Source organism: Bacteroidia bacterium, assembly GCA_027493955.1.
Classification (GTDB): domain Bacteria; phylum Bacteroidota; class Ignavibacteria; order SZUA-365; family SZUA-365; genus JAOSJT01.
Genome location: JAOSJT010000001.1, coordinates 2,125,413 through 2,148,687, shown reverse-complemented (window position 1 = coordinate 2,148,687; position 23,275 = coordinate 2,125,413). Strand labels below are relative to the sequence as shown.

The window sequence follows — 23,275 nt, the reverse complement described above, 5'->3', positions numbered from 1 at the left end:
TCGACGGATACCTGAACGGTCCGGCAAGTGCACGCAGCACCAGGGCAAGACCGGGAAACAAGTCGACTCTGGAGTGTACCGTGATGTCCAATGTCACTCCTCCCGCTCCCGCAGTTTCCGGGCCTGGGTAAACCACAGCGTCAAACCAAATATCACGGCGATGACGCATGATTCCAGCAGATCCGATCCAATGGTCGCAGCTTCATCGTCGAAAATATTGAAGCGCTTAATCAGGAACATCGTCACAGCAAAGAGCACCGTGCCCAGCAGCAGACGCACTCTGGTTTCGCGCGTTTGCTTCGGCGATTTATTCGCCTCGTCGCGTATCGTCCGAAAGAAGCCCTTCCCGAAATGCAGGAACACGTAAAGCATCATGCTGCCGAGCCAGGGGACCGCAAGCACAAAGTACGGATCGTGCAGTGCCTCGTCATCAAAACTTTTCAGGAGGATGAGGAGGATCAGGCTCATGCCCCAATAACTCCAGAATGCTATGAACCCCGCTCTGTGCTGAACGGCGTTCAAGCGCTCATCGCGTCGTACGTCAAACATGGTGTCATTCCTTCTCGTCCTTGAGAAAAAAAATGTGTTCTACCGTCACACCCAACTCGGCGGCAATGCGCAAGGCCAGATAGGTCGACGGGCAGTAGGTGCCGTTTTCAACGTAGTTGATGGTCTGCCGGCTGACCTCGACGCGTTCGGCAAGCTGCCCCTGCGTCAAACCCGCTTCGGTGCGTATCTCACGAAGCCGCGATGCGATATATCCTGCTTCATTCACGTTGCAATCTACAATACCGAAACCGCAATGTCAAGTTAATTTGACAGACGTGCTGCTGCGTTCTGCCGGATCGGCCGTTGTGCCATACGACGGGGTGTACCGCAGCTTCCGGGTGCATTTTTTCGTACGGTCGCGAATAATGGCACTGCGGGCGTGTACAGGATACACATATCCGCTGTATATTTGTGCATGCGTTTTTTCATCATTGTTCTGCTCATGCTGTGCTCGTGGAATCTCCGCGCCCAGGTCGTGGATGGCGGAGACAGGTCGTTCGATGCCTCTCAGCCGCTCGGGGCGCGTCTCGGTTCCGTCATCGATGCGGGAGAGCGGGAGTACTTCAGCCTGTTTCCCGAGCTCGATACATTTACCTCGGCGGAGGTACGGTCGAATCCGAAGTACATCGAGATTCTTGTTCGCGATAGCGCGAAGGGCGACCGCAGAATGTTGCTCGAAGAGCAGGAAGCAGCGTTCATCCGGACGTATCTTGAGAACTTCGAAGCGATCACCTACAGACGCGGCGGCACCGATACCGAAGCCCTTCTGGAGCATATCGAAGATCCCACCCTGCTCCACGCGTTGCCGAGATTGCTCGATATCGGCTTCCTCGCACTGTGCAGGCGACCTGCATGGACCTCTGAACGAGTCACGCTCATTTACTCCGATTCGCTCCGTGTTGAGTATGCGCTGCTTGCTGCGGATGAAAGCGGCGTCTACGTCTGGAGCGGAGAGCCGCATCATCACCCCGACACAATCGCGATACGACTGCGGAGAGTGCCGTATGACTCACTCATGGATCTGCACTATCGTGCGCCGGCGGGATTCTTTCACGCCTTCGCTATACCCTTTGTGCTCACGACGGGAATGGTGCAGAAATTTCTGAGCAGAGAGCGTGACGCCATCGACGTCCCTTACAAAGTAGCAGATGAGATTCTCAGCGACACCTTTGTCAGCGCAATGATGGCTCTTCCACTGGCTCTGACGCTCGGCGCGTTGGGAGAGAACACCCGACTGCCCGCGAGCGTCGAGTTTCCGCCGGATCCGAAAAAACGTCGCGACGTCATCAGTGAGTTTCTGGGTGAAATCAGAACGGTACCTGTTCCTCAACCAGTCTCCGAGAGACTACGGGCTTTGGAGGCGGCGCATTTCCGTCCCTCTGGCGTCAGTGATACGTTGAACGACCCCGCTTCGGGAAGCGGAAATGCCCATTCGCTTCTGTGGGCGGGAGGAGAGTATGTGCTGAGCGTGTATGGCACAAAGGCGCAACTGTACAATACCGGAATCGGACTGACCTTTGCGCGGGAGTACCCTCTGCTGCGGAACGCGGAAGGAGAGACACTGCTTGCCCTCCGCGGGCGTGTCGCGGGCGGATTGACCTATCTGTCGGGTGAATTACTCGCATCGCTTCCGGCAGGGAAGCAAATGTCCATTCTTGCCGGATGCACATGGATGCGTGCCGAACACAGACTGGACATTCGCTCTGTCTGGCTCTATGATAGAAGTTCTGCGACGAAGTGGCGAGAGATCCCGGTACCGCCGGTGAAGGTCCTTCAGGAAACATCATGGACACTTGCAGCGGCCTATGATGAGGAAGCACTGCATATGGAAGTCCAATGCCGCGTGCTCATACAACCAGCCCTGATGCGCTTCGATCCGGACGCCTATCGCGTCGGAAACCAATGGCTATATACGACCAAACGCGAAATGAAAGCCTACCCGACTATTTCATTTCTCCTCGGATATCGCATTTGACGAGGGGGCATGGAAGCCCGCATGCCCGCACGTTCACCCCGATGGAGCACCCCGAATCACAGCATGCCACACGCTTTTCCGCGAAGCGACGATTTACACGTTGCATGATGATCTGAACGCAACGGGCCGGGTTGTGCGTGTGTGTTCGCGCATTTGCATTTCCTCCCGGCTCTGCGGATATTATCACCCGACGCATCACACACAAGCAGTGACGGATCGCGCGAAGTGCATAACGCCGTGAGCGATGCATTGTACGTGGTGACAGTTGTCAGCTCCGTTCTCCGGTGTCAAGGAGTTTCCGGAAGCCGCATGCTTCCGCTTTGTCGCCGACGCGGAAGCATCGCCAACGATAGGCACGGTGCGGATACACCTTCCGCAATCGGACCGGAAAGGAAAACACATGAAATTAGAGGACTTCTATCCGAAACTCAGCGCTCCCGCCCGGCGTGCGCTGCAAAGTCTGGGGCTCTCGCATGTCGAGGACCTCGCGCGCTTTGACAGAGCGGCCATCGCTGCGCTGCACGGCATCGGTCCGAACGCACTGAAAGTAATAGAAGCGGAGCTGGTATCGCTGGGGCTTGGTCTCGGCGGTAGTGCAGCGACGGCAGTACCGGTACACATGCAGCGAGAAGCGAACGTCATTGACGAATATATCGCGCGCTTTTCGCCGCAGATTCAGGAAAAACTTTCCGAAATACGCCGCATCATCCGCGAGGCCGCGCCCGATGCGAAGGAGAAGCTTTCCTATCAGATCCCGACCTTCGACCTGTTCGGAAATCTCGTCCACTTCGCGGGCTACGACCATCATATCGGCTTCTACCCGGGCAGCAGCGGTATCGCCAGGTTCAGGGACGAAATCGCCATGTACAAAAACGCCAGGGGCTCGGTGCAATTTCCTCTCGACAGGCCCCTCCCCGCGAAGCTTATCCGCAAGATCGTGCTATTCCGGGCCGAGGAGAATCGAGGAAAAGCCGGAAAGCCAAAATCGAAGCGGAAAAGGTAACTGGTTTCCGCTCCCGTACCGCGTTGCCTCTGATGACGGGGCGACGCAGTACGGAAAGGAATACTTTCGCTGATACAGAAATTTCCTCATCGTTACTACAAAGGAGTCGGATAGCTATGAATAACAGAATCGTGCATTTCGAAATCCATGCCGCCGATCCCGATCGGGCGCGCGCGTTTTACCAATCCGTTTTCGGCTGGGACTTCCCCTTGTGGATGGAGCAGCCGCCGTACTGGGGCGTGATGACGGCACCGGATGGCAGCACGGAGCCGGGCATCAACGGCGGATTGATGGCGCGCATGGGCGGCGATCCGATGGAAGGCGCAGCGGTCAACGCCTACGTCTGCACCGTACAAGTGGATGACTACGACAGCATTCACGAAAAAATCATAGCCGCAGGTGGAACCGTGGCGTTGCCCAAGATGGCGCTGGTCGGCATGGCCTGGCAGGGTTATTACAAAGATACCGAAGGGAATATCTTCGGCGTGCATCAGGCGGATCCGGAGGCGCGGTAGCGATGCAGAAATTACGATTCCGGATATCCATGTCGTTAGACGGCTTCGTCGCTGGACCGCAGCAGAGTGTCGACCATCCGCTGGGTGTCGGCGGCGAACGGCTGCACGAATGGGTGTTCCCACTCGCAACCTGGCGCTCGATGCATGGTCTTGAAGGCGGCGAGTCGAACGAAAGCACCGCGGTCATCGAGGAATCGCGTGCCGGCATCGGCGCCACTATCATGGGCAGGAATATGTTCGGTGGTCATCCGGGCCGCTGGAAAGAGGAGCATCCCTGGAACGGCTGGTGGGGAAGCAATCCTCCATTTCATCACCCCGTGATCGTTTTGACGCATTATCCGAGAGAGCCATTGCAGCTCGAGGGCGGCACGACATTCTATTTCGTCACCGGGGGTATCGAGGCCGCATTGTGGCAGGCGCGCGAACTCGCCGGCGGCCTCGATGTCGCCCTCGCCGGCGGAGCGCTTGCAGCGCGGCAATATCTGAAAGCCGGACTGGTGAACGAAATGGAAATCAGCCTGGTGCCCATATTCCTCGGCACGGGCGAGCACCTGCTCGAAGGGCTCGGAGAGCATCTGCGAAATTTCGGCCTGATCAGAATCGTCGCGGCACCGGGGGTGACGCATTACAAATTCGCGAAGCGCTGAATGAAACGAACGAACAGCGGTGTATTTCGTGAATGACATGTGGATAAGGCGACACCAACAAACACCGTCACCCTGAGCGCAACGACCGCAGCACGGCGTGAGTTTGAGGCGCAGGTTTCCACGGTCGTGTACGCATCAGGCGGAGAAGGGCCTACATCCGGTCTTCGCGGTTTTAACGAGTCCCGATCCCACCATGTAATTCGCCGAGCGGAGTGCCCGTAGCTATAGAGACGTTGCATGCGACGTCTCTACATGATGGGGGGAGGGGGATCCAGAATTCGCTGCCAGGTTTGATTAGACCGCTTCGCAAGCAAGCCCTGCACGAAATGCGAATTTTGACCCCTATCTGATACGCAGGAAGATACGCATCATCCCCGGCGGCTTGACCTGGATCAAGGCATCGATTGTGCTGTTCATGATACTTTGCAGAAGGTTGATCGAACATCTCGAAACACTGGAGCAACACATGACACGTGATATCATTGAAATAAACGAAGCACTGTGCGACGGCTGCGGCGACTGCGTCATCGGTTGCGCCGAAGGAGCCATACAGATAGTAAACGGCAAAGCCCGTCTGGTGAAGGAGGAATTCTGCGACGGTTTTGGCGACTGCGTGGGCGTTTGTCCCACCGGCGCCCTGAAAGTGGTAAAACGCGCCGCGCCCGAATTCGACGACGAAGCCACCCGCGCGCATTTGCTCAAAACCGGCGGCATCGAGGCCGTTCGCCGTTACGAACAGGCCCAGAGCCGTCACGAAGGACAGCATGCGCATCAGCACGCGCAGGGCGGCGGATGTCCGGGAAGCGCACAGCGCGAACTGCATCGCGCGCCGGTGCAGGAGGTCGTTCCTCTGCACATTCCGCAAGGGCATCCCGGGGCCATCAGCGGAGGCTGTCCCGGTTCCGCAGCGCGGTCCATCGAACGCAACGCCCAGCCGGCATCAGCTTCCTCCGCCATGGCGGCCAGCCCCGCGATCATTCCTTCCGAACTAGGGCAGTGGCCCGTGCAATTGCATCTCGTGCATCCGGCCGCTCCGTATTTCCGCAACCGCGAACTCGTCGTGCTCAGCACCTGCGGACCCGTCGCCTCCGCCGAAGTGCATCAGCGCTATCTCCGCGGACGCAGCGTGGTCGTGGCCTGTCCCAAACTCGACAACACCGCACCCTATGCCGAAAAACTCGCAGCCATCTTCAATCAGGGCGGTCCCACCAGGGTGATTACCGTCATCATGGAAGTTCCCTGCTGCCGCGGTCTCTCCATGATCGTCCAGCAGGCCCACGAGCTCTCCGGCCGCACCGATCTTCCTGTCGAAGAGCATGTGCTTTCTCTTGAAGGCGAGGTGAAGAGGGTAGTACGGATCGAGTAAAGGTGTGGGGTCGTCGCGAAAATTATGGGGATCGTGAAAAAACGGGATCGTAAAAAAGGTTAAAAGGAAAAAAGGTAAAAAGGTAGGACGCTCTTCGATAAGCACTCCTACCTTTTCACCTTTTCACGATCCTCTTGCCTTTTCACCTTTTCACGATCCTCTTACCTTTTCACCTTTTCACCTTCTTCCCTTTTCACGATCTCCCCCCTTTTCACGATTTCCCCCCTCCGTTGTAAATCGAGGCCGAAATCACTACCATGCAGCATGAAATACCTCATCCTCACTCTCTGCGCCCTGTTCGGGGGCTGCGCCGGCGCTGACTATCCGCCGCTCGATGTGGTGGACCGTGTCGATGTGCAGCGTTATCTCGGCGTATGGCACGAAATCGCGCGTCTGCCGAACTCCTTCCAGAAGCACTGCGCCTGCTCGAAGGCCGAATATTCGATCATCGACGAAAGCACGTTGCGCGTGGTGAACAGTTGCAACGAAGACACTCCCGAAGGCGAAATCGATGTCGCCAACGGAAAGGCGTTCATTGTCGAGGGCAGCAACAACGCCAAGCTGCGCGTGCAGTTCTTCTGGCCGTTCCGCGGCGACTACTGGATAATCGAGCTTGACGACGACTACCAATGGGTGGTGGTGGGCACGCCCAGTCGGGAGTATCTCTGGATACTCGCCCGCGAGCAACAGCTCGACGACCCCACCTACACCATGCTCCTTCAGCGCATCGCGAAAAAGGGCTTCGACACGTCGAAACTGATCAGAAGGGAGGAGGGGTGCGGGGAGGGTAAAGAGTAAAGAGTAAAGAGTAAAGAGGTGAAGACGGATGAGACAGCGGAGAACGACTAATCCCCACCTCTTTACCCTTTACTCTTCACCCTTTACCCAAAACAATCGTCAATCGTACCTCGTCAATCGTAAATAAAACGCCCCCGGCCGAAAAACGACCGGGGGCGCTGCTTTTAAAGCGTCAGGTTACTTTTTCTTTGCGGGTGCTTTTTTCGCTGCCGCCTTTTTGTCGCTGTTTTTACCGGCTGCTTTTTTCGCGGCCTTCTTGTCCACGGGACGCGGATTCTGCAGGGCGGCGCGGGCGGCGGCCAAACGCGCGATGGGCACGCGGAAGGGCGAGCAACTCACGTAGGCGAGGCCGATGTTGTGGCAGAATTCCACGGAAGCAGGTTCGCCGCCGTGCTCGCCGCAGATGCCGAGCTTGATGTCGGGACGGCTCTTGCGGCCTTCGGTGACGGCATGTTTCATCAGGAAGCCCACGCCGTTCTGATCGATGGTTTCGAAGGGATCGCGCGGGTAGATGTCGTGCTCAACGTAGGCGGGGAGGAAGCGGCCGGCGTCGTCGCGGCTCACTCCCAGCGTGGTCTGCGTCAGGTCGTTGGTGCCGAAGGAGAAGAACTCGGCCACGTTCGCGATCTCCGCGGCCGTGATGGCGCCGCGCGGAATCTCGATCATGGTACCGACGAGGTATTTGAACTTCGTCTTCGTTTCCTTCATCACCGCGTCGGCCGTCTGCCGCACGATCGCTTCCTGCGACTTCAGCTCCTTGACGTGGCCGACCAGCGGAATCATGATCTCGGGCAGCACCTTGATGCCGCGCTTGAGCACGTTGACCGTGGCTTCGAATACCGCGCGGGCCTGCATCTCTGTTATTTCCGGATAGATGAGTCCGAGACGGCAGCCGCGGAAACCGAGCATCGGGTTGAATTCGTGCAGCGCTTCCACTCGCTCCTTCACCTTGGCGACGGGGAGGCCCAGCGTTTCGGCCACTTCCTTCTGTCCCTTGTCGTCGTGCGGCAGGAACTCGTGCAGTGGCGGATCAATGGTGCGGATGGTCACGGGACGGCCGTTCATCGCTTCAAAAATGCCTTCGAAATCCTTGCGCTGGACTGGCAGCAGCTTGGCAAGGGCTTTCTTGCGATCCTCGACAGTGTCGGCGAGAATCATTTCGCGCATGGGACCGATTTTGCCTTCGCCGAAGAACATGTGCTCAGTGCGGCAGAGTCCGATGCCTTCGGCGCCGAAGGACACCGCGTTGGCGGACTGATCGGGCTGATCGGCATTGGTGCGGATGTTGATCTGGCGATACTTGTCCGCCCAGTTCATGATCTTTTCGTACATCTGATAGACCGGGGCGTCCTTGGGATCCAGCGTCTTGTCGATGAGCACCTGCAGTACCTCGCTGGCGCGCGTGGGGATGTTGCCGAGAATGACCTCGCCCGTGCTGCCGTCGATGGAGATGTAATCGCCTTCCTGAATCACTTCCTTGCGGCCGTCGATGCGCATTTCCGCGGCTTTGTAATCGATTTTCAGATTACCGCAACCGGCCACACACACTTTACCCATCTGACGGGCGACAAGCGCCGCATGCGAGGTCATGCCGCCGCGCGCGGTAAGAATGCCCTCGGAGGCGTCCATGCCCTTGATGTCTTCGGGTGAAGTTTCAATGCGGACGAGAATCACGGGCATGCCGTTTTTCGCGAAACGCACCGCGTCTTCGGCGTTGAAGGCAACCACGCCCGCCGCCGCACCGGGACCCGCGTTGAGGCCTTTGGCGAGAAGCTGTCCGGCATCGATGGCGGCCTTCTTGGCCTTGTGGTCGAAGATCGGACGGAGGAGCTGATTGAGCTGATCGGGATCGATGCGCATGAGCGCTTCTTCCGGAGTGATCAGTTTTTCCTTCACCATGTCCACGGCAATCTTGATGGCGGCGAACGCCGTACGCTTGCCGACGCGGCACTGCAGCATGTACAGCTTGCCGGCCTGAATGGTGAACTCGATGTCCAGCATGTCGCGGTAATGTTTCTCGAGCTTCGTGCGGATGTCCATGAGCTGCTTGAAAGAACCCGCGTCCTTCGCTTTGAGCTGCTCGATGGGCAGCGGGGTACGCGTACCGGCAACGACGTCTTCGCCCTGGGCGTTCATGAGGAACTCACCATAGAAAATATCCTCGCCGGAGGCCGCGTCGCGCGTGAAGGCCACACCTGTACCCGAATCCTCGCCTGCGTTGCCGAAGACCATGGACTGGATGTTCACCGCCGTGCCCCATTCCTCGGGAATGCCGTTGAGCTTGCGGTACACTATCGCGCGCTCGTTCATCCAGGAATTGAAGACCGCGCCGATGGCTCCCCAGAGCTGTTCTTCAGGATTGTCGGGGAATGAGCGGCCGGTTTCCTTTTTGATGGCAGCCTTGAACTCCGCAACAAGATCCTTGAGATCGTCGGCGGTGAGTTCGATGTCGAGTTCCACACCGCGCGCGTGCTTTTTCGCTTCGAGAATGGCTTCGAAGGGATCGATGTCTGTCTTGTGCTTCGGTTTGAGATCCAGCACGACATCGCCGTACATCTGCACGAAGCGGCGGTAGGAATCATAGGCGAAACGCTCGTTGCCGGAACGCTGGATCAGACCCTGTACCGTCGTGTCGTTGAGACCGAGGTTGAGGATGGTGTCCATCATACCCGGCATGGAGGCACGGGCACCGGAGCGGACCGAAAGGAGCAGGGGATTTTTCGGATCGCCGAATTTCGCTCCCATGTCCTTTTCGATTTTTTTGAGCGCCGCAACGACCTGTTCTTTCAATTCCTTCGGATATTGCCGCTTATTGGCATAATAGCTGGTACACACCTCAGTGGTGATGGTAAAACCGGCGGGTACGGGGAGGCCGATGTTGACCATTTCGGCCAGATTTGCTCCCTTGCCGCCCAGCAGGGCTTTCATCTCCGCCTTGCCTTCGGCTTTATTGCCGCCGAAGTAGTACACATACTTCGTGTTTTTGCTCTTCGCCATGAAATTGCTCCGCGTCTAATGACTAAATGGGATATGTTGCCTTCGATATTCTCCTGTGATGCGCTTTATGGAATACGGAAAATTCCATAATCCCTAAAGATAGTGAAAAAACTGACGTGGAATATGAGCTTCGTGTTAAAAACGGAGCTGACGTGGAAGCGTTGCTGTCAAAGGGAACGAACAGAACACAAGCAGGCGAAAATTGGGCGATTCATGAAACGCCCACTTTCTTCAGTACGGGTGTGATGGGGCGCTCGGTACGGACTCGGATATGGACGGTATCCGCAGATGCGAACACCTCTCTGCACCGCGATGCTGCACGAGGCGTCTTCGGTTATTCCTTGAGCGATGGATTCCAGAAACTCTCTGATCCCAAGGGCTTCAGTCCTGCGTATGCCCGGATTGTCAATCATACTTCTTGCATCGCCCCTTCCCGCTTGTACCGCTTGCACTGGCTCCCGTCGGTATCCGTGCCACGCTCATACGATGTCCCGGCCGAAGCGCGCAGGAAAAGTAAAACCGAATGGTGAAAACAAGCCGTGTGAATTTTCCCGGCCCGATTTGTGTTATCCTCACATGCCCGCGTTCAGGCGAACGCTTCGCACTATGCATGACGAGCGCGGACAGCCGTACTCAATACAATTGCACATGACGCATGAAAGGGCTGAATAATCAAATCGCAATCAGGATGTACCTGCCAATGACACTTCTACCACATCTGCTCTCTGTTTTATTGATCCTATTGTCAGCGGGAGTGCTGCACGCGCAAAGCGTGGAGATGCTTATCGCACGGGGCGATTCAGCGGATAAGACGCTCGATCTGACTTCGGCATTGCGATGGTATCAGAACGCGGAACGCATGGAACCTCGCAACGCGGAGGTACTGTGGCGTCTGTCGAAAGTGACGGGAGCCATGGCTATGCGAACACGGGACGAAAAGCGCGCCGAAACCTTGTTCAAACGCGCTTTGGGGTACGCCGAGCGTGCTGTGGGAAGCGATCCGAACAACTCCATGGCGCAGGTGTCCCTGGCCATTTCCAATGGTCAACTCGCCGTCATCGCCCCGGCGTCGGAAAAGCTGGAACTGTCGAAAAAAATCCGGGATCATTCCCAACGCGCTCTGGAACTCAATGGCTCCAACTATCTTGCCATGCTCGTGTTGGGTATCTGGAACAGGGAAGTGGCCACACTGAGCTGGTTCCTGAAACTCACGATGAAAGTCGTGTATGGTGACGTTCCCGAAGCGAGTCTTGAAGAATCACGTCGCCTGCTCGCGAAGGCGGTGGAACTCGAGCCCGGTGTAATAATGACGCAGGTGGAATACGCGAAAACGCTGATAGAACTCGATGAAACACGCGGGGCCGTCACGCATCTCCGTCGCGCGCTGTCGCTGCCCAAGCGCGATGTCGGCGACGAAAAACTGATAGACGAAGCGCGGGAACTCCTGCGCAAACTGACCTGAAACATATCACGAGTTCCGTCATGATCGGGAGAATGCCACGTGGATCGGTCGTCCTCCGCGTTCATCCGCCTCTCCCCCCGTGCATGCAGCGGACTATCCAACTACCTTGATAACAGCATTCGGATCGAGGAACCACAGTATCCCGCGCGCGTCGCTGCCGGTGACTTGCCGCCACGCGTCGCAGTACACGCGAATCTGCGGTGCATAGTGTTCGACGTACGCATCGAGATGCTCGCCGGTGACATCCGTTTTGTAATCCACAAGCGTCCATCCCTCTTCATCCTGGAAGGCGAGATCTATGTCGCCGCGTAGCGTGCCGGGAAGGCCGTCGTCTGTGTACCAGGGCAGACCGAAGGGTACTTCCGTGAGGCGTCGTTGGGCCCTTTGTACACGACCCCACAGTTCATGACTACGGACGCGCACGAGCATATCGCAGACCGAGGCCGCGAGTCCGGGATCGAGCCGGTGATGCGCCAACAGGCGGAGAATCAGAGGCGTCAGGTCTGCATCCGGGAAATCCGCTGCTCTGCGCAACACGGCGTGCACCACAGTTCCGAACGTCGCACCATGACCATCGCCACCTGCCGGAGGTAAGCCGGACTTGCCGACGCTTCCCGCCGAATAACGGGAGTAAGATGGGCGGGTGAGGAGAAGCCGTTTTTGCTTCAGTTCTGCTTCAAAGGTCGCCGGATCGCAATTCGGAGTGGACTCAGGTTGCGGCGAATGCGTGTGCTCGAATATCGGGCAATTCCGCACATCCAAGGCTTGTGCCTCGGACGCGCTGAGAAGCCCTTCACCTTTCGCGGGATGCAGGACTATGAGGCAATCCCTGGCACGGGTCATGGCCACATAGCGCAGGCGTTGTTCTTCCGCCTGCAGAAAAACTGCTTCCCGCGTCTGTAACGCTTCCCACCCCTCGGGCACTGCGATCACAGACGCTAAACCATTCCCCGTCGCAATCCGGAGCCAGCCCGAGGAAGCACCCTTTTTTCTGTCTATCACCGTGTCGGGCGGGTGTTCGGTGGAAAACGGTGTGGGCGTGAAAATCAGCACGACCGGGGCTTCGAGTCCTTTGGCCTTGTGTATCGTGCTGATCCGCACGGCATCGGTATCGGGAGAGAGCGAGGCTGCCAAGGTGAGTTTGCCGTCGGTGCCGTCTGTGTGTCCTTTGCGATTTTCAATGTTTTCCAGGATTGCCGCGATGTCGATCAGTGCCTTGCCCGCAGTGGATTGACTTCTGATCATCGCCAGAAGCGCACCGAACACCCCTGCCCGTATGGACCCGCTTTCCTGCCCTCTCAATGCGGCCAGAATACCATACTCGGCGGCCATAGCTGAAACCACCGCCCCCGGCGGTGCCGAGCGCACGAGGCGCATCGAGTTTTTGATGAAGAGGAGCCCGCGTTCGATTCTCTCGTCCATGCCTGGCAGGAAGCGCGTCGTGAGTTTGAAGGCGCCACCTGCCTCGCGCCACGCACGGAGTGCGGCATCGTCCACACCACACCAGGCCGCTGCGCAGCCGGCCACGACCGCTGTCTCATCCTCAGGATCGGCGAGGACGCGCAGCAAAATGAGCAGCAAGGCGAGTTCATCGGAGTCTCCGGCGGGCATCCCGCCCGCTACCGCGCACGGCACTTCCGCGGCATCCAGCGCAGCCGCAAGCGCCGGGAGAGCGGCGTTGGTCCGCGTGAGGATGAGCAGGTCCGAGGGATGCAGTGGCCGCGCACATCCATCGGAGCCGGATACGGTGAGTTTCGCCGCCAGCGCTGAAGCAATCCATGCGGCGAGTTGGGTTGACGCGATGCGTATCGCCTCGGGCTTCGTATTGCCTTGGTAGGTGACGGGGAGATGAAGCACTCCACGAAGCATGCCCGCTGCCGTTCGGCTCGGCTCAAGTGCCACGTGACGCGCCTGAACAGCGTCCGGACTGTTTGGGAAGACGGACCGGAAAACGCTGTTGACGATCTCGCATACGCCGGCATCCGTGCGGAAATTCCGCGACAATTCCAGCACTGCGCCGCCGGATGCGATCACAACATCGCGCATGTCGTTGTACACCGTTATATCCGCCCGACGGAATCGGTAAATGGATTGTTTGGGATCACCGACCAGGAACAGTGCTCCCGGCCGCAGGCGCAATTCCGTCCACGTTTGCACCGACGCCTCCTCACCGCACAACCATGCGAGCATCTCGGCTTGTAACGGATCGGTATCCTGAAATTCGTCGACGAGAATGCGGGTGAAGCGCCGTGCCAGCGCGCGGCGCGCGTCAGGATGATCACGCAGCAGGTTGCGCGCGGCGATGAGGAGATCGTTGTTGTCCACCAAATTTCTGGCACGCTTCAGTTCCGCGAATCTTGCCGCGGCAGCACGCAGCAGCGGCAGAAGTATGGAATACCGGTATACCAGCACGCGCGCGAAGGCGGGGCGGAGTACGGATTGAAACAGGTGCGGGAACAGCTCATCCCTCAGGATTTTTGCTTCGGCCGTATCGGACCAGCATTTCAGAGTGACCTTCGATGCTTCGGCCGGGATGAAGCAGCTCACAATACGAACGTCGCGGACGAAATCCTGTGGGTCCCGCAGCATCGCTTCGGCACGCAGCAGGGCTTTTTGCAGACCGTCTTCGTTGCCGGGCGTTGCTCTGATTGATGGCACAACGGAGTCTATGAGCGAGACAATGGCATGCACGGCGTCGCTGAGGTCGGGCTCAATCGTCTGTCCGCCATCGAAACGCGCGTCGGGCCATTCACAGAGAGCATGGAAACCTCTTTCGAGGGTTTCTATATCCAGATCACTTCCCTCGATGAGCCGCAGGGCATGCGGGTGTGTGAGAGGCAGATTCTCGACGAAATTTCGCCACGCTTCTGCGCGCATGGAGGCCGCGTCGGCTTCCTCCAGAACGATGAATCCCGGCGCGAGGCCGGCTTCTATCGGGCGTTCGCGGAGTACACTCGCGCAAAACGAATGGATGGTGCCTATGGTGATTGTGTCAAGCCTGTCCAGAGCCTCGTGCAGACGTCTGCGGGGCAGGTCTTCTACTTCTTCCTTTGCGCTGCGCTCCAGGTCTTCCTGAAACCGTCGCCGCAATTCGCCTGCGGCTTTGACGGTAAAGGTGATGGCCGCCAGGTTGTGCGCTTCGACATCATCCGTGCGCAGCAGAGCGATCATGCGTCCGATGATGGCGCGGGTCTTCCCGGTCCCCGCAGCCGCTTCGACGAGGAAGGTGGCGGAAAGATCCCGCCGGATCCGCTCTCGCGCTCTCTCATCGGAGTGGGATTCAGTGTGCATCATTCAGTCTCCTGAACACGTCGAGTGCGACGTTGGCTTCGTTGGCGAGTTTTTTCCTGCTTCTTGCGGCGATAACAGTCGCGTCACCGCAGACATGACGGAAATCACAGTATCCACAGACCGTGGCATGCTGTGTGTGCGGGAGACAGCCTGCTGTGCGCAGTCCGTGCAGACGTCCTATGTCATCCATAGTCGCGTCTGTATCGGTGGGAATCGCGACGGTTCGACCCTGCCCCTGCCGGGAGATGCAGCGGTACGCAAACCGTACCTCCGTCCCTGATGGTGCCATCCGCCGCACCGTCTCTGTGTACACCGCCGGTTGCAGATGCATTGCGGTGGTGGCCGGGTCAGCACAATTTTTTCCTGTCTTGTAGTCGGTGACGAGGAGCGCGCCATCCGCAGTGTAGTCAATGCGGTCAATGACTCCGCGGAGCAGAACATCACCGGATTGCGTGGTGAAGTGAAGGGGCGCAGACATGGGCGTGAGCGGGAGAGGCAACTGTCGCTCGGTGGGGAAGGGCACTTCGAAGGCGAGGGGAATGGCGTTGTGTGTTTCTGTTTCCCCGCGCAGGAATATTGCGCATTGCTCGGCCAGGTCGCGCTGCGCTCGTACCCGCGCGGCCTCCGAGGGAGGAGGATTTTCCTCCGCTGTCTCCGCAAGTACGGTGGCCGCAGTCTCATCCAGCAAGGGCGCCCACGCCGTGCGTGGAAGAGCATTAGCACGCAGGTTTTCCATAAAGCGCCGCAATACTTCGTGAAGAAGCGACCCCCGCTCGGCGGGATCCAGCCATACCCCTGCTGCCCGGCGCATGCTGCGTGGCGGTTGCAGGCCGAGGATGTGACCCAGAAAGTACCTGTAAGGGCAGGTGCCGAGTTGCTCCAGCTGAGAGACGCTCGTGGCGGGGAAGGATGCGGATATGCCGCCGATCATTCCGTCGAATGCAGTGAAACGCTCGGAATCACGCTCCGCCTCTGCCTGCAGACCAGCGTCCAGCATGGGATTCCAGGCACGCATTGCCGCAAGTACCGCACCCCGGGGATCCGCGCTCATGCGTTGCAGCCACCAGTCCTGCATGGATGCGGCGGTCGCGCCTGACGGTGCCGTCGCATCGGCGTCGAGTACGGCGCGGAGTTCGCTATAGCCGGCTCCGGAGTTACTCGTGGCGGCACGAAACACCTCGAGCAGTGCACGCGAAGGTCCAAAGGCGCGAAGCTGCGTGGCGTCGTTCCGCGCGCAGGAGACCGTTATATCCGCGGCGCAGCGGGAGAGAAAGGCATAGAGCCGTGCACGAACCCTCGTCCCGTGCTCCCGCGCGAGCGGCAGCGATATCCCTGTGCGCTGCGCGATGCGTACACGGTCGTCGTCCGTCAGCACAGGATTGTCCGGACAGCGTCCGGGCATGGCTTCATCGTCCATGCCGAAAAGAAAAACCCGTCTGCGTCCGGAAATTCCGGCATGACGGAGATCACAGACGAACACGTGTCCGGGCAGGGGAGAGCGGGACTGCTCCGCCACGCCTCCCACCGCTTTGATCACCGCGGGCATGCGCAGTACGCGCAGAGCGGAGAGCAGCCGTCTTGCCCCGTCAGATAACGTTTCGGAGAGGTCTGGACCGTCGGCATTGCCCCCGAGCATGATGGAAATGGCCTCTGCCGCCTGTGCTTCACCCGGGAAGGCGGGTCTGCACAATTCCCTGACCAGTCGGATACAGCCGGCAATCAGCGCATGCCTGCTCACTCTCCCGTTGTCGCTGTCTTTCGGGATGCACTCCGTGATCGCAGCGAGCAGGGCGCGGGATGCGTACAGTGAAGACAGGGCATCGTGTCCTGTCTGCCCGGCCTCGCGGCGTTGGATGTAGCGGTCCACGCGCGCGAGGAGCGCACGCACATCGGAACCGGGCCGCGCTTCGCGGAGCAGCACTGCCGTGGGAAGGCGATTGGCATGTGTCCCTTCATGGGAGAAGGCCGTGAAGTCCGGAATGCCTTCGTACATCAGCCGGATCAGCGGATACGGATCGCCATCGCGCAACCATTCGAGAAAGCGCTGCACGGTACGCGCGGTCTTACTGTACTGCACCGGAATGCCTTCCGCAAAGGTGCAGGGCAGTTCCGTCTCGATGCACAATTCATACAGCTCCGGCAGTCGTGAGGAATCCGTGTACACAAGTTCCACTTCGTCCCAATGAGTGCCGGTTTCCAGAATATCCCGCACCGCGGCGCGGAATTCCTGCGCGGGTGACGCTGCGCCGCGGAAACGTATCGTCGACGCGGCGATACCCTGCGCGGTAAGACGCTCCGGCGTGGTTTTTTCGAGAATGACAACAGCTCCCCCGCCTGCGGCCTCCACGACGCTGCGTTCGAGAGTCGTCAGTCTTTCATACACAGATTGCGGGATGAGTATACGCGGTGGCATGGCAGCGGGCGCTGAGGAGAAGCGATCCCGCGCGGCTGCGAGCGTCTGCGCAGGATGGGAGAGCGCGTGACGGTTCAGGATGTCCTGCGTCCGGATGGCGACGCGCTCCAGAGCCTTGCGTTGTGCAGGGGCATGAAAATCCTTCGGCGACAGCGTGTCCGGGGTGAGGCCGGCGTGCGCGAGGTCACGGAGTGCGGAAGAAAAGGCCGCGTGAAGACCGTGATGATGTCGTACCGGCGCGTAGAGTTCGCTGTCGGCGAGCTCCTCCAGGCAGGCCTGTTCCATGGCGGAAAGGCATTCGCTTTCACGCGTCTCGTGTCCATGTGCCGCTGACTCCAGAATCTCCCGCGCGAGACCGCGTACGGACGCCACGCGCAGCCCGATCCAGGGGACGCCCGCGCGCGCGAGCCGCTCTCTCCAGAGGCGGGCTTGTAACGTCGTTTCACCAAGGAGATACGCCTCCGTGAGCGGTGTTGCGGTGAGAATTTCTGAGAGTTGGGTGAGCAGGGGCATTCGACACTCCGATGATCCTGAAATGTAGTCAACGGGCGTGGAATGCGAAAACAATCAGGAGGAAGGTGTCGGAGATCCGGTGCGTCTCTCAGTGATACGACCATGGCCCCGCTGACGTGGACGCACCGGGTGCGGCGTGTCATCAGTCGTCCCGGAGGCGGAAAACGGACCGAAGCTGCTCCGTCACCAGGGAGAGGCAATTACACCGAGTACATAGGAGATAAAAAATATCCTCATTATCGGGAACATACCCGCCCGCCCGCGCGTACAAGGAAATTTTTACGTCGTTCCGTCTGACACACGCACCTTCGTCCTGAACGCGCAGCATGGTCAGTGCCTTCGGTGTACCGGTATCGGGGCAGGAGTTCCGTTGTGTCCGCGAATACAATAATCCGCAGCTTTTTTTAAAAAAAATGTCTCCGCGCATTGACTGAGACGGAAAGAATGCCTATCATTATCAGACAACAATTCCGAATCTCCCCGCACTGCATGTTGATGACCCGTTCGCGGGCTTCACGTATCAGCGCATCGTTGCACCTGTTCTCATGTGGCACTACGCCGCCCATCGTCGCACTTGTTTTCGCGCGGTTATTCCGCCACGGTTCGTCGCACCTTTTCTCGCGCGGTCTTCCGCAGCCTGAAGTATGCAATGAAACTGACAGGTCATTTTCACACGAAGAGAGGTCTCTGATGCGATGTTGTTTTCGAACCTTTGGATTGATGCTTGCTGTGTTGCTGTGGACGTCCACAGCCATGGGACAGGCTCCGCAGCCGGGCTATGTGCCCCCTGACCCTGCGGAGCATGGCCTGCTCGCGCACAATCAGCATCTTGCCGTCATACAAACCAACTGCGCGACGATGGATGAAGCCGTTGCTCTGCGCAACGAGCTCGTCCGTAACGGCGCGCTCGTATCCCTGTTCACATCACCACAGTTCATGCTCGCCTGGGTGCCGCCCGATGCGAAAAGCGCCGTGCTGTCCACCAAAGCCTCGTCGGCATTGGGCAGTATCGGTGTGGTGGGTGTTTCCTACAGCAGCGCGGAATTCCGTGCACAACTTGGTGCAAATCACACCATGGCCGCGCTCAACGAGGCGGACGAAGCCATTCTCGAGTACATCGACTTCATCAAGCAACCGCTGACCGAAGAGGACAAGGAGCGTATCCGCAAGGCCGAGGAAGAAATGGCCGCGCGATCCGGCACCATGCCCCCCATGGATTGTGTGCGCGATGTGACGGTGAACGAACCCTCCCCGCGCGAATTACACAAGGGCATACCCGCCCTCGGTATTGACGATCCGCAGATCATGCATGCGTCGAAAATCCGCGGCTTCGTGGTGCACACCAGTTTCTTCGTCGAAAGTAAATCCGGCACAGGTACATGGAACTGGGACAACACGATTTATACGCGTTACCGGAATTTCTACGTCGCGGGTATGAATTATTGGGCCAGTTTCACCGCCCGTTACGGACGCACGCTCACCACGCTTTGGCGGCTGTACAGTTCCAGCAGCAGCTACACGCAGGTGACCGGTGAACCTACTACGACTGGTGAAGATGTGTTCATTCCCGAAGTCGTAAAAAAATTCTATACACCTTCAGGTTCAAACAAACCTCCTGTCTGGGACTGGGCCGGAGCAGGTCTGGAGTACTGCTGGTGGTACAATCAGAAAATCCGTGACGTGTATAACTCCGATGACGCGGTCTGCGGCTTTATCGCCTACAAACCGACCTCCGGAGAAGCGATCTGGCCGCATGCGGTCAGCGTGATCTGGGGTGGGGTTGAGCGTGAAGGCGTGTACTTCACATTGGACACACAGTACTGGCAATGCGAACTGGATCCCTTCTCCAAACCTCTCCGCAACGTTATCGCACATGAGCTCGGGCATCTCTGGGGCTCGCCGGATGAGTACAAGAGCGACAACTGCAGTTGGTCCTACCGCAGCATGCCGAACGTGAATTGCCAGAACACCCGCCCCGCCTATGGGAGACCGGGGTATAACATGCGCGGCTGGGACGGCATCATGGTGGAGAATTACACCGGAGGCAACAGCAGCGCCACACCCGTGCACACGGGCGTGATTCCTGTCGGCGAAGCGGTGCCCACGCGGCTGTTCCTCAGCACGCCCTCGGGCGCAACCATCTCCTTCAGAAACTGCGACAACATCCGGAATGTGGACCGGACGACTCCGATCGCCGTTCCGATGGACTTCGATTATTGCCACCGCCTCGTCGCTCCGGCGTCACGAAACGTAAGCGGCACCACCTGGTATTTCGATTACTGGGAAATCACCCGGAAGAGCGGCGCAACCACGACAATTGACTACTACGCGAACGAACTCCCCAGTTTCGCCTATACCTCGACCTTTGCCAATCCTGTGCGGGATGTGCGCGCGGTCTACACCAACAGCCCGCCGGACATTTTCACCGTCAACACAACGCTCTCTGCGGAGCTGGCGCCGGCCGGAACGAGCGCGAGTCCGAACCCGGGTATCGCGCTGCGTTGGAGAAACAAGTACAATATGTCTGAAACACAGACATCAATCGAGTACGAGGCATCGGCGGGCAACTGGAGACCACTGACTGCCGGTCAGCACATGGTGCTCGGGCCGTTTCACGTGCCGGTCAATCAATGGACAGGCGTGCTGATTTATGCCGTTCCTGGTACCGGAGGGACCGGGGCCAATGCCATACAGTCGAATCGTGAATACCGTTTCCGCATTGTCGGCTACTTCAATACCAACCGCGGCGCATATTCGGTGATCAAATCGGTCACAACCCGCCCAGCGGCTCCGGCGGATACCGTGTATTGCTACGATCCAAGCGAACCCAACACTATCAGCAGCCCCAAGGTGCTTACCTCGTCCGGACCCGGTATGACGCCGTACAGCGTGCGGGGAGCCATTCCGGTCACGGGCATTGCGGGTGAATTCTCCTGGTTCATCCCCATCAGCGATTATTACCGTCTCACCGCCATCAATCTCTCCGGCGGACTCTTCGGCGAGGTAGTGCGTCTCAAACTGCGTGTCCGTAGCGGATCGGATTTCGAGCCCAATTTCCGCGCGCAGCGCGCAGGATCGGCGACACACATCAACTCCGTCAAATCCGGAAATACCTGGACGCTCACACTGAACACCGACGGCGAGTACCTTATCAAGGTCGAACCCAAGATAAGCCAGACGATCAGTTATGATCTTGTGGACAGGACCGGCGGACATTTCGCCTTCGGTGAATATGATTTCAGCGTCGAACGGGATGTGAACGAGCCCTCTATCGTCATGCCGTGCTTCAACTGCGTGAAGGTGAAGTTCGTGCATCCGTACCCGGGCGAGATTGTACTTACCCCGCATCCGAAGTTCAACCTGTTCCGCTCCGGCGTGGACAGAAATCCCCCCACGCAGTTCGCCATGCGTTACGTGGCGCCTCCAGGATTCAACTTCCTTGGATTTGGAGGGTCGTTCGGAAATCTTCCCGGCAATCCCACGCCGATGAATATCGGACCAAACACACAGCCGGGCGAATACCACGTATACCCCATCATCGAACCGATTGACGAGCGCACCGCAGAGCTCGTGGTCATTCATCCCGAAGGCCCCGGCGAGCCCCTCGACCACCGGCAGAGTGCGCCCATCGGCGGAACCCTCGTCGCCGAAGCCAAAGCGCCGGACGGTTTCCTCTTCGTTGCCTGGGGTGGCGATACCACCGCCACCACGAATCCGCTCAACGTGGTCATGTGGAAGAGTAAAAAACTCATCGCCCACTATCGCGAGAAACCTTGCGTCCCCGAACCCATGACTGCCTGGCGTCACACGCTGGCCTTCGTGAATTCGCGCAGCACGCAGGTGACCCTCGATTATGCGATGCAAAACGGTGCCGGCGATGGGCTGGAAGCCGGTCAGGTGGATCTGCCGCCCGTCCCGCCGCCCACGGCGTTCGATATTCGTTTCATCAACATTGTCGGTTCGCAGGGTTCGGTGACGGACCACCGCGCCGTCAAGCCCTCGCACACCTTCCAGGGCCGTGTGCAGACCGGTCCTACCCAGCCGGTGGAGATGACCTGGCCGGCACCGCCGGTATCTCCCAATGCCAGCTTCACGCTGCGTATTCAGGGTATGCCCGGCAGCATTGACATGCGTACGCAGTCGAGCTACACGTTTGCCGACGAGGGGACATACATCTTTACCATCGAGGTGAAGGAATCGTCCTGTCCGCAGCCCACGAAGGAAAACGAGGTGATCATCACTACTAAAGGTGTTGACACGCGCGACTGGCCGTGCATCAGGCTGGCGCTCGAATTGCGCAGCCGCAGTACGGGCGAATTGTTACCATACTACAACCCCTACAAGCTGCGTTTCGGTGAAAAGATGGGTGATGGCTCTGTCAAACCCATGCAAGGCACCACGTTTACGCAGCTCGACTCGCTGCTGATCGTCAACATCTGCGCCGACCCGGTCAAGCCCGGTCGTGACCGCGACATCGAGATCGTCAACGATAACGATGAAGATCCCGACGAGGACAAAGACACGGTACGCGTACGTATCCCCGTTCCCATCCCGCCCGGCACCGGCGATCCGGTCCGCTTCGCCTGGAAAATCCCCGGCGACTGGCAGATGGTATCGCTGCCGCTCAATAGCACGGCTGCCAATGTCGGTACCATGTTCAATGATCCCACACTCCGCATGTATCATTTCAATACCACGACGGGTGTGTATGACGTAGCGCTGAACATGGAGTTCGGCAAGGGCTATTGGGTCAAGAGCAATGGCCTCGACGGCATTGTCTACGGACTGGAGCAACTCACACTGGAGCTGGATGACCTCAACGGCATCGGCGAGCCCAGCGGCTTCGGCTGGAATATGGCCGGAGCGCCCAGCAAGGGTCTCACCGTCGCAAGCATTCAGTCCGCTCCCGCAGGTGGATTGAAGGCCATCTTCGGATGGAATCCGGCTTCGGGATACGTCATTCCGACCAATATCGAGCCTGGTAAGGGGTATTGGGTGCGTGTCGATCCGAACACCAAACTCACCATGCAGGGCTCGGCCGTCACCGGCGGTGGCGTCACTGCCTACTCGAAGACGGTGGACAAACTCGATATCGCCGGCATGCTCAATCTCAGTGTGGATGGCGAAGGAAACCGTCCGCTGTACGTGAGCGGCACGACGTTGCGGACCGATGAACGTGATAACCTTGCACTGCCTGCCGTTCCACCTGCGCAGGTCTTCGATGTGCGCACCGCGGAGCAGACGCAGTATCTGTTCCCGGGTGACAACTCCGTCCGCATCCGTGCCAACGGCAGCGTGGTTATCGGCATTCCTGCCGACATGCCGCGTGTGACCGTGGACGTGCTGACGGAAGAAGGTACCTCACTGGGTCGCCTGACCGGTTCCGCCGGTGAGCGGCTCACCGTCAACATTGACGGCAGCGGTGAAGTGCTGATGCGTATCTCGGTGCGTCCGCTTGCGGGCGAAGACGCGTTGGGAATCAATTACCCGAATCCCTTCCAGGTGGCGACCGAATCGTGGATCCCATACACGCTGTCTCACGACGGCGAAGTACGGCTTGCCATTTTCGATCTCCTGGGCCGACATGTCCGCACGCTCGTCTCTTCGACGCAGTTGGCGGGCGAGAAGCTCGTTTCCTGGAATGGCCGCGATGCGAACGGCGACGCCGTGCCCGCGGGCATGTACGTGTACCGTCTCGAAACCGCGGCGGGTGTTGTCACTCGAACGCTCACGATCGTCAAGTAAG

At 58.7% G+C, this 23,275-nt stretch carries 13 protein-coding genes; 8 read left to right on the top strand and 5 right to left on the bottom strand.

Annotated features, from left to right (window positions below):
* Positions 1 to 93 precede the first annotated feature (93 nt).
* Positions 94 to 549 carry a hypothetical protein gene (locus tag M5R41_08250; protein ID MCZ7556377.1) on the bottom strand — a complete coding sequence of 152 codons (456 nt, stop codon included), beginning with the start codon at positions 547 to 549 and terminating at the stop codon, positions 94 to 96.
* 4 nt (positions 550 to 553) lie between these two features.
* Positions 554 to 775, bottom strand: a complete 222-nt coding sequence (locus M5R41_08245) for a helix-turn-helix transcriptional regulator (GenBank protein MCZ7556376.1) — start codon at positions 773 to 775, stop codon at positions 554 to 556.
* Positions 776 to 964: 189 nt separating this feature from the next.
* Here M5R41_08245 and M5R41_08240 point away from each other — a divergent pair, with 189 nt between their 5' ends.
* The 6 genes from M5R41_08240 (at position 965) to M5R41_08215 (ending at position 6,853) form a co-directional block, all read left to right on the top strand.
* On the top strand, positions 965 to 2,524 hold the full coding sequence (locus M5R41_08240) for a hypothetical protein (GenBank protein ID MCZ7556375.1): 1,560 nt from the start codon (positions 965 to 967) through the stop codon (positions 2,522 to 2,524).
* A gap of 619 nt (positions 2,525 to 3,143) precedes the next feature.
* Positions 3,144 to 3,527 carry a DUF1801 domain-containing protein gene (locus tag M5R41_08235; GenBank protein MCZ7556374.1) on the top strand — a complete coding sequence of 128 codons (384 nt, stop codon included), beginning with the start codon at positions 3,144 to 3,146 and terminating at the stop codon, positions 3,525 to 3,527.
* A gap of 116 nt (positions 3,528 to 3,643) precedes the next feature.
* Positions 3,644 to 4,042, top strand: a complete 399-nt coding sequence (locus tag M5R41_08230) for a VOC family protein (GenBank protein MCZ7556373.1) — start codon at positions 3,644 to 3,646, stop codon at positions 4,040 to 4,042.
* A gap of 2 nt (positions 4,043 to 4,044) precedes the next feature.
* Complete coding sequence (locus M5R41_08225; GenBank protein MCZ7556372.1) at positions 4,045 to 4,689, top strand: dihydrofolate reductase family protein; 645 nt, start codon at positions 4,045 to 4,047, stop codon at positions 4,687 to 4,689.
* A gap of 466 nt (positions 4,690 to 5,155) precedes the next feature.
* Complete coding sequence (locus M5R41_08220) at positions 5,156 to 6,055, top strand: 4Fe-4S ferredoxin (GenBank protein MCZ7556371.1); 900 nt, start codon at positions 5,156 to 5,158, stop codon at positions 6,053 to 6,055.
* Between the two features lie 264 nt (positions 6,056 to 6,319).
* Complete coding sequence (locus M5R41_08215) at positions 6,320 to 6,853, top strand: lipocalin family protein (GenBank protein MCZ7556370.1); 534 nt, start codon at positions 6,320 to 6,322, stop codon at positions 6,851 to 6,853.
* A 177-nt stretch (positions 6,854 to 7,030) separates the two neighbouring features.
* Here the strand turns inward: M5R41_08215 and ppdK are convergent, their stop codons facing one another.
* Positions 7,031 to 9,850: a pyruvate, phosphate dikinase gene (gene ppdK, locus M5R41_08210; protein MCZ7556369.1), complete on the bottom strand. Its 2,820-nt coding sequence runs from the start codon at positions 9,848 to 9,850 to the stop codon at positions 7,031 to 7,033.
* 700 nt (positions 9,851 to 10,550) lie between these two features.
* Between ppdK and M5R41_08205 the strand changes: the two genes are divergently transcribed.
* Entirely contained in the window at positions 10,551 to 11,312 is a 762-nt protein-coding gene (locus M5R41_08205) for a hypothetical protein (GenBank protein ID MCZ7556368.1), read from the top strand.
* Between the two features lie 93 nt (positions 11,313 to 11,405).
* Here M5R41_08205 and M5R41_08200 read toward each other — a convergent pair whose 3' ends face one another.
* Positions 11,406 to 14,606 (bottom strand): UvrD-helicase domain-containing protein, encoded by a 3,201-nt coding sequence (locus tag M5R41_08200; GenBank protein ID MCZ7556367.1) that lies wholly within the window; start codon positions 14,604 to 14,606, stop codon positions 11,406 to 11,408.
* The gene (locus tag M5R41_08195; GenBank protein MCZ7556366.1) at positions 14,593 to 17,529 is read right to left on the bottom strand and encodes a PD-(D/E)XK nuclease family protein; all 2,937 of its coding nucleotides are present in this window, start codon (positions 17,527 to 17,529) and stop codon (positions 14,593 to 14,595) included. The genes M5R41_08200 and M5R41_08195 overlap by 14 nt, the downstream gene beginning before the upstream one ends.
* Before the next feature lie 690 nt (positions 17,530 to 18,219).
* Here M5R41_08195 and M5R41_08190 point away from each other — a divergent pair.
* Complete coding sequence (locus tag M5R41_08190) at positions 18,220 to 23,274, top strand: T9SS type A sorting domain-containing protein (GenBank protein ID MCZ7556365.1); 5,055 nt, start codon at positions 18,220 to 18,222, stop codon at positions 23,272 to 23,274.
* Position 23,275 lies beyond the last annotated feature (1 nt).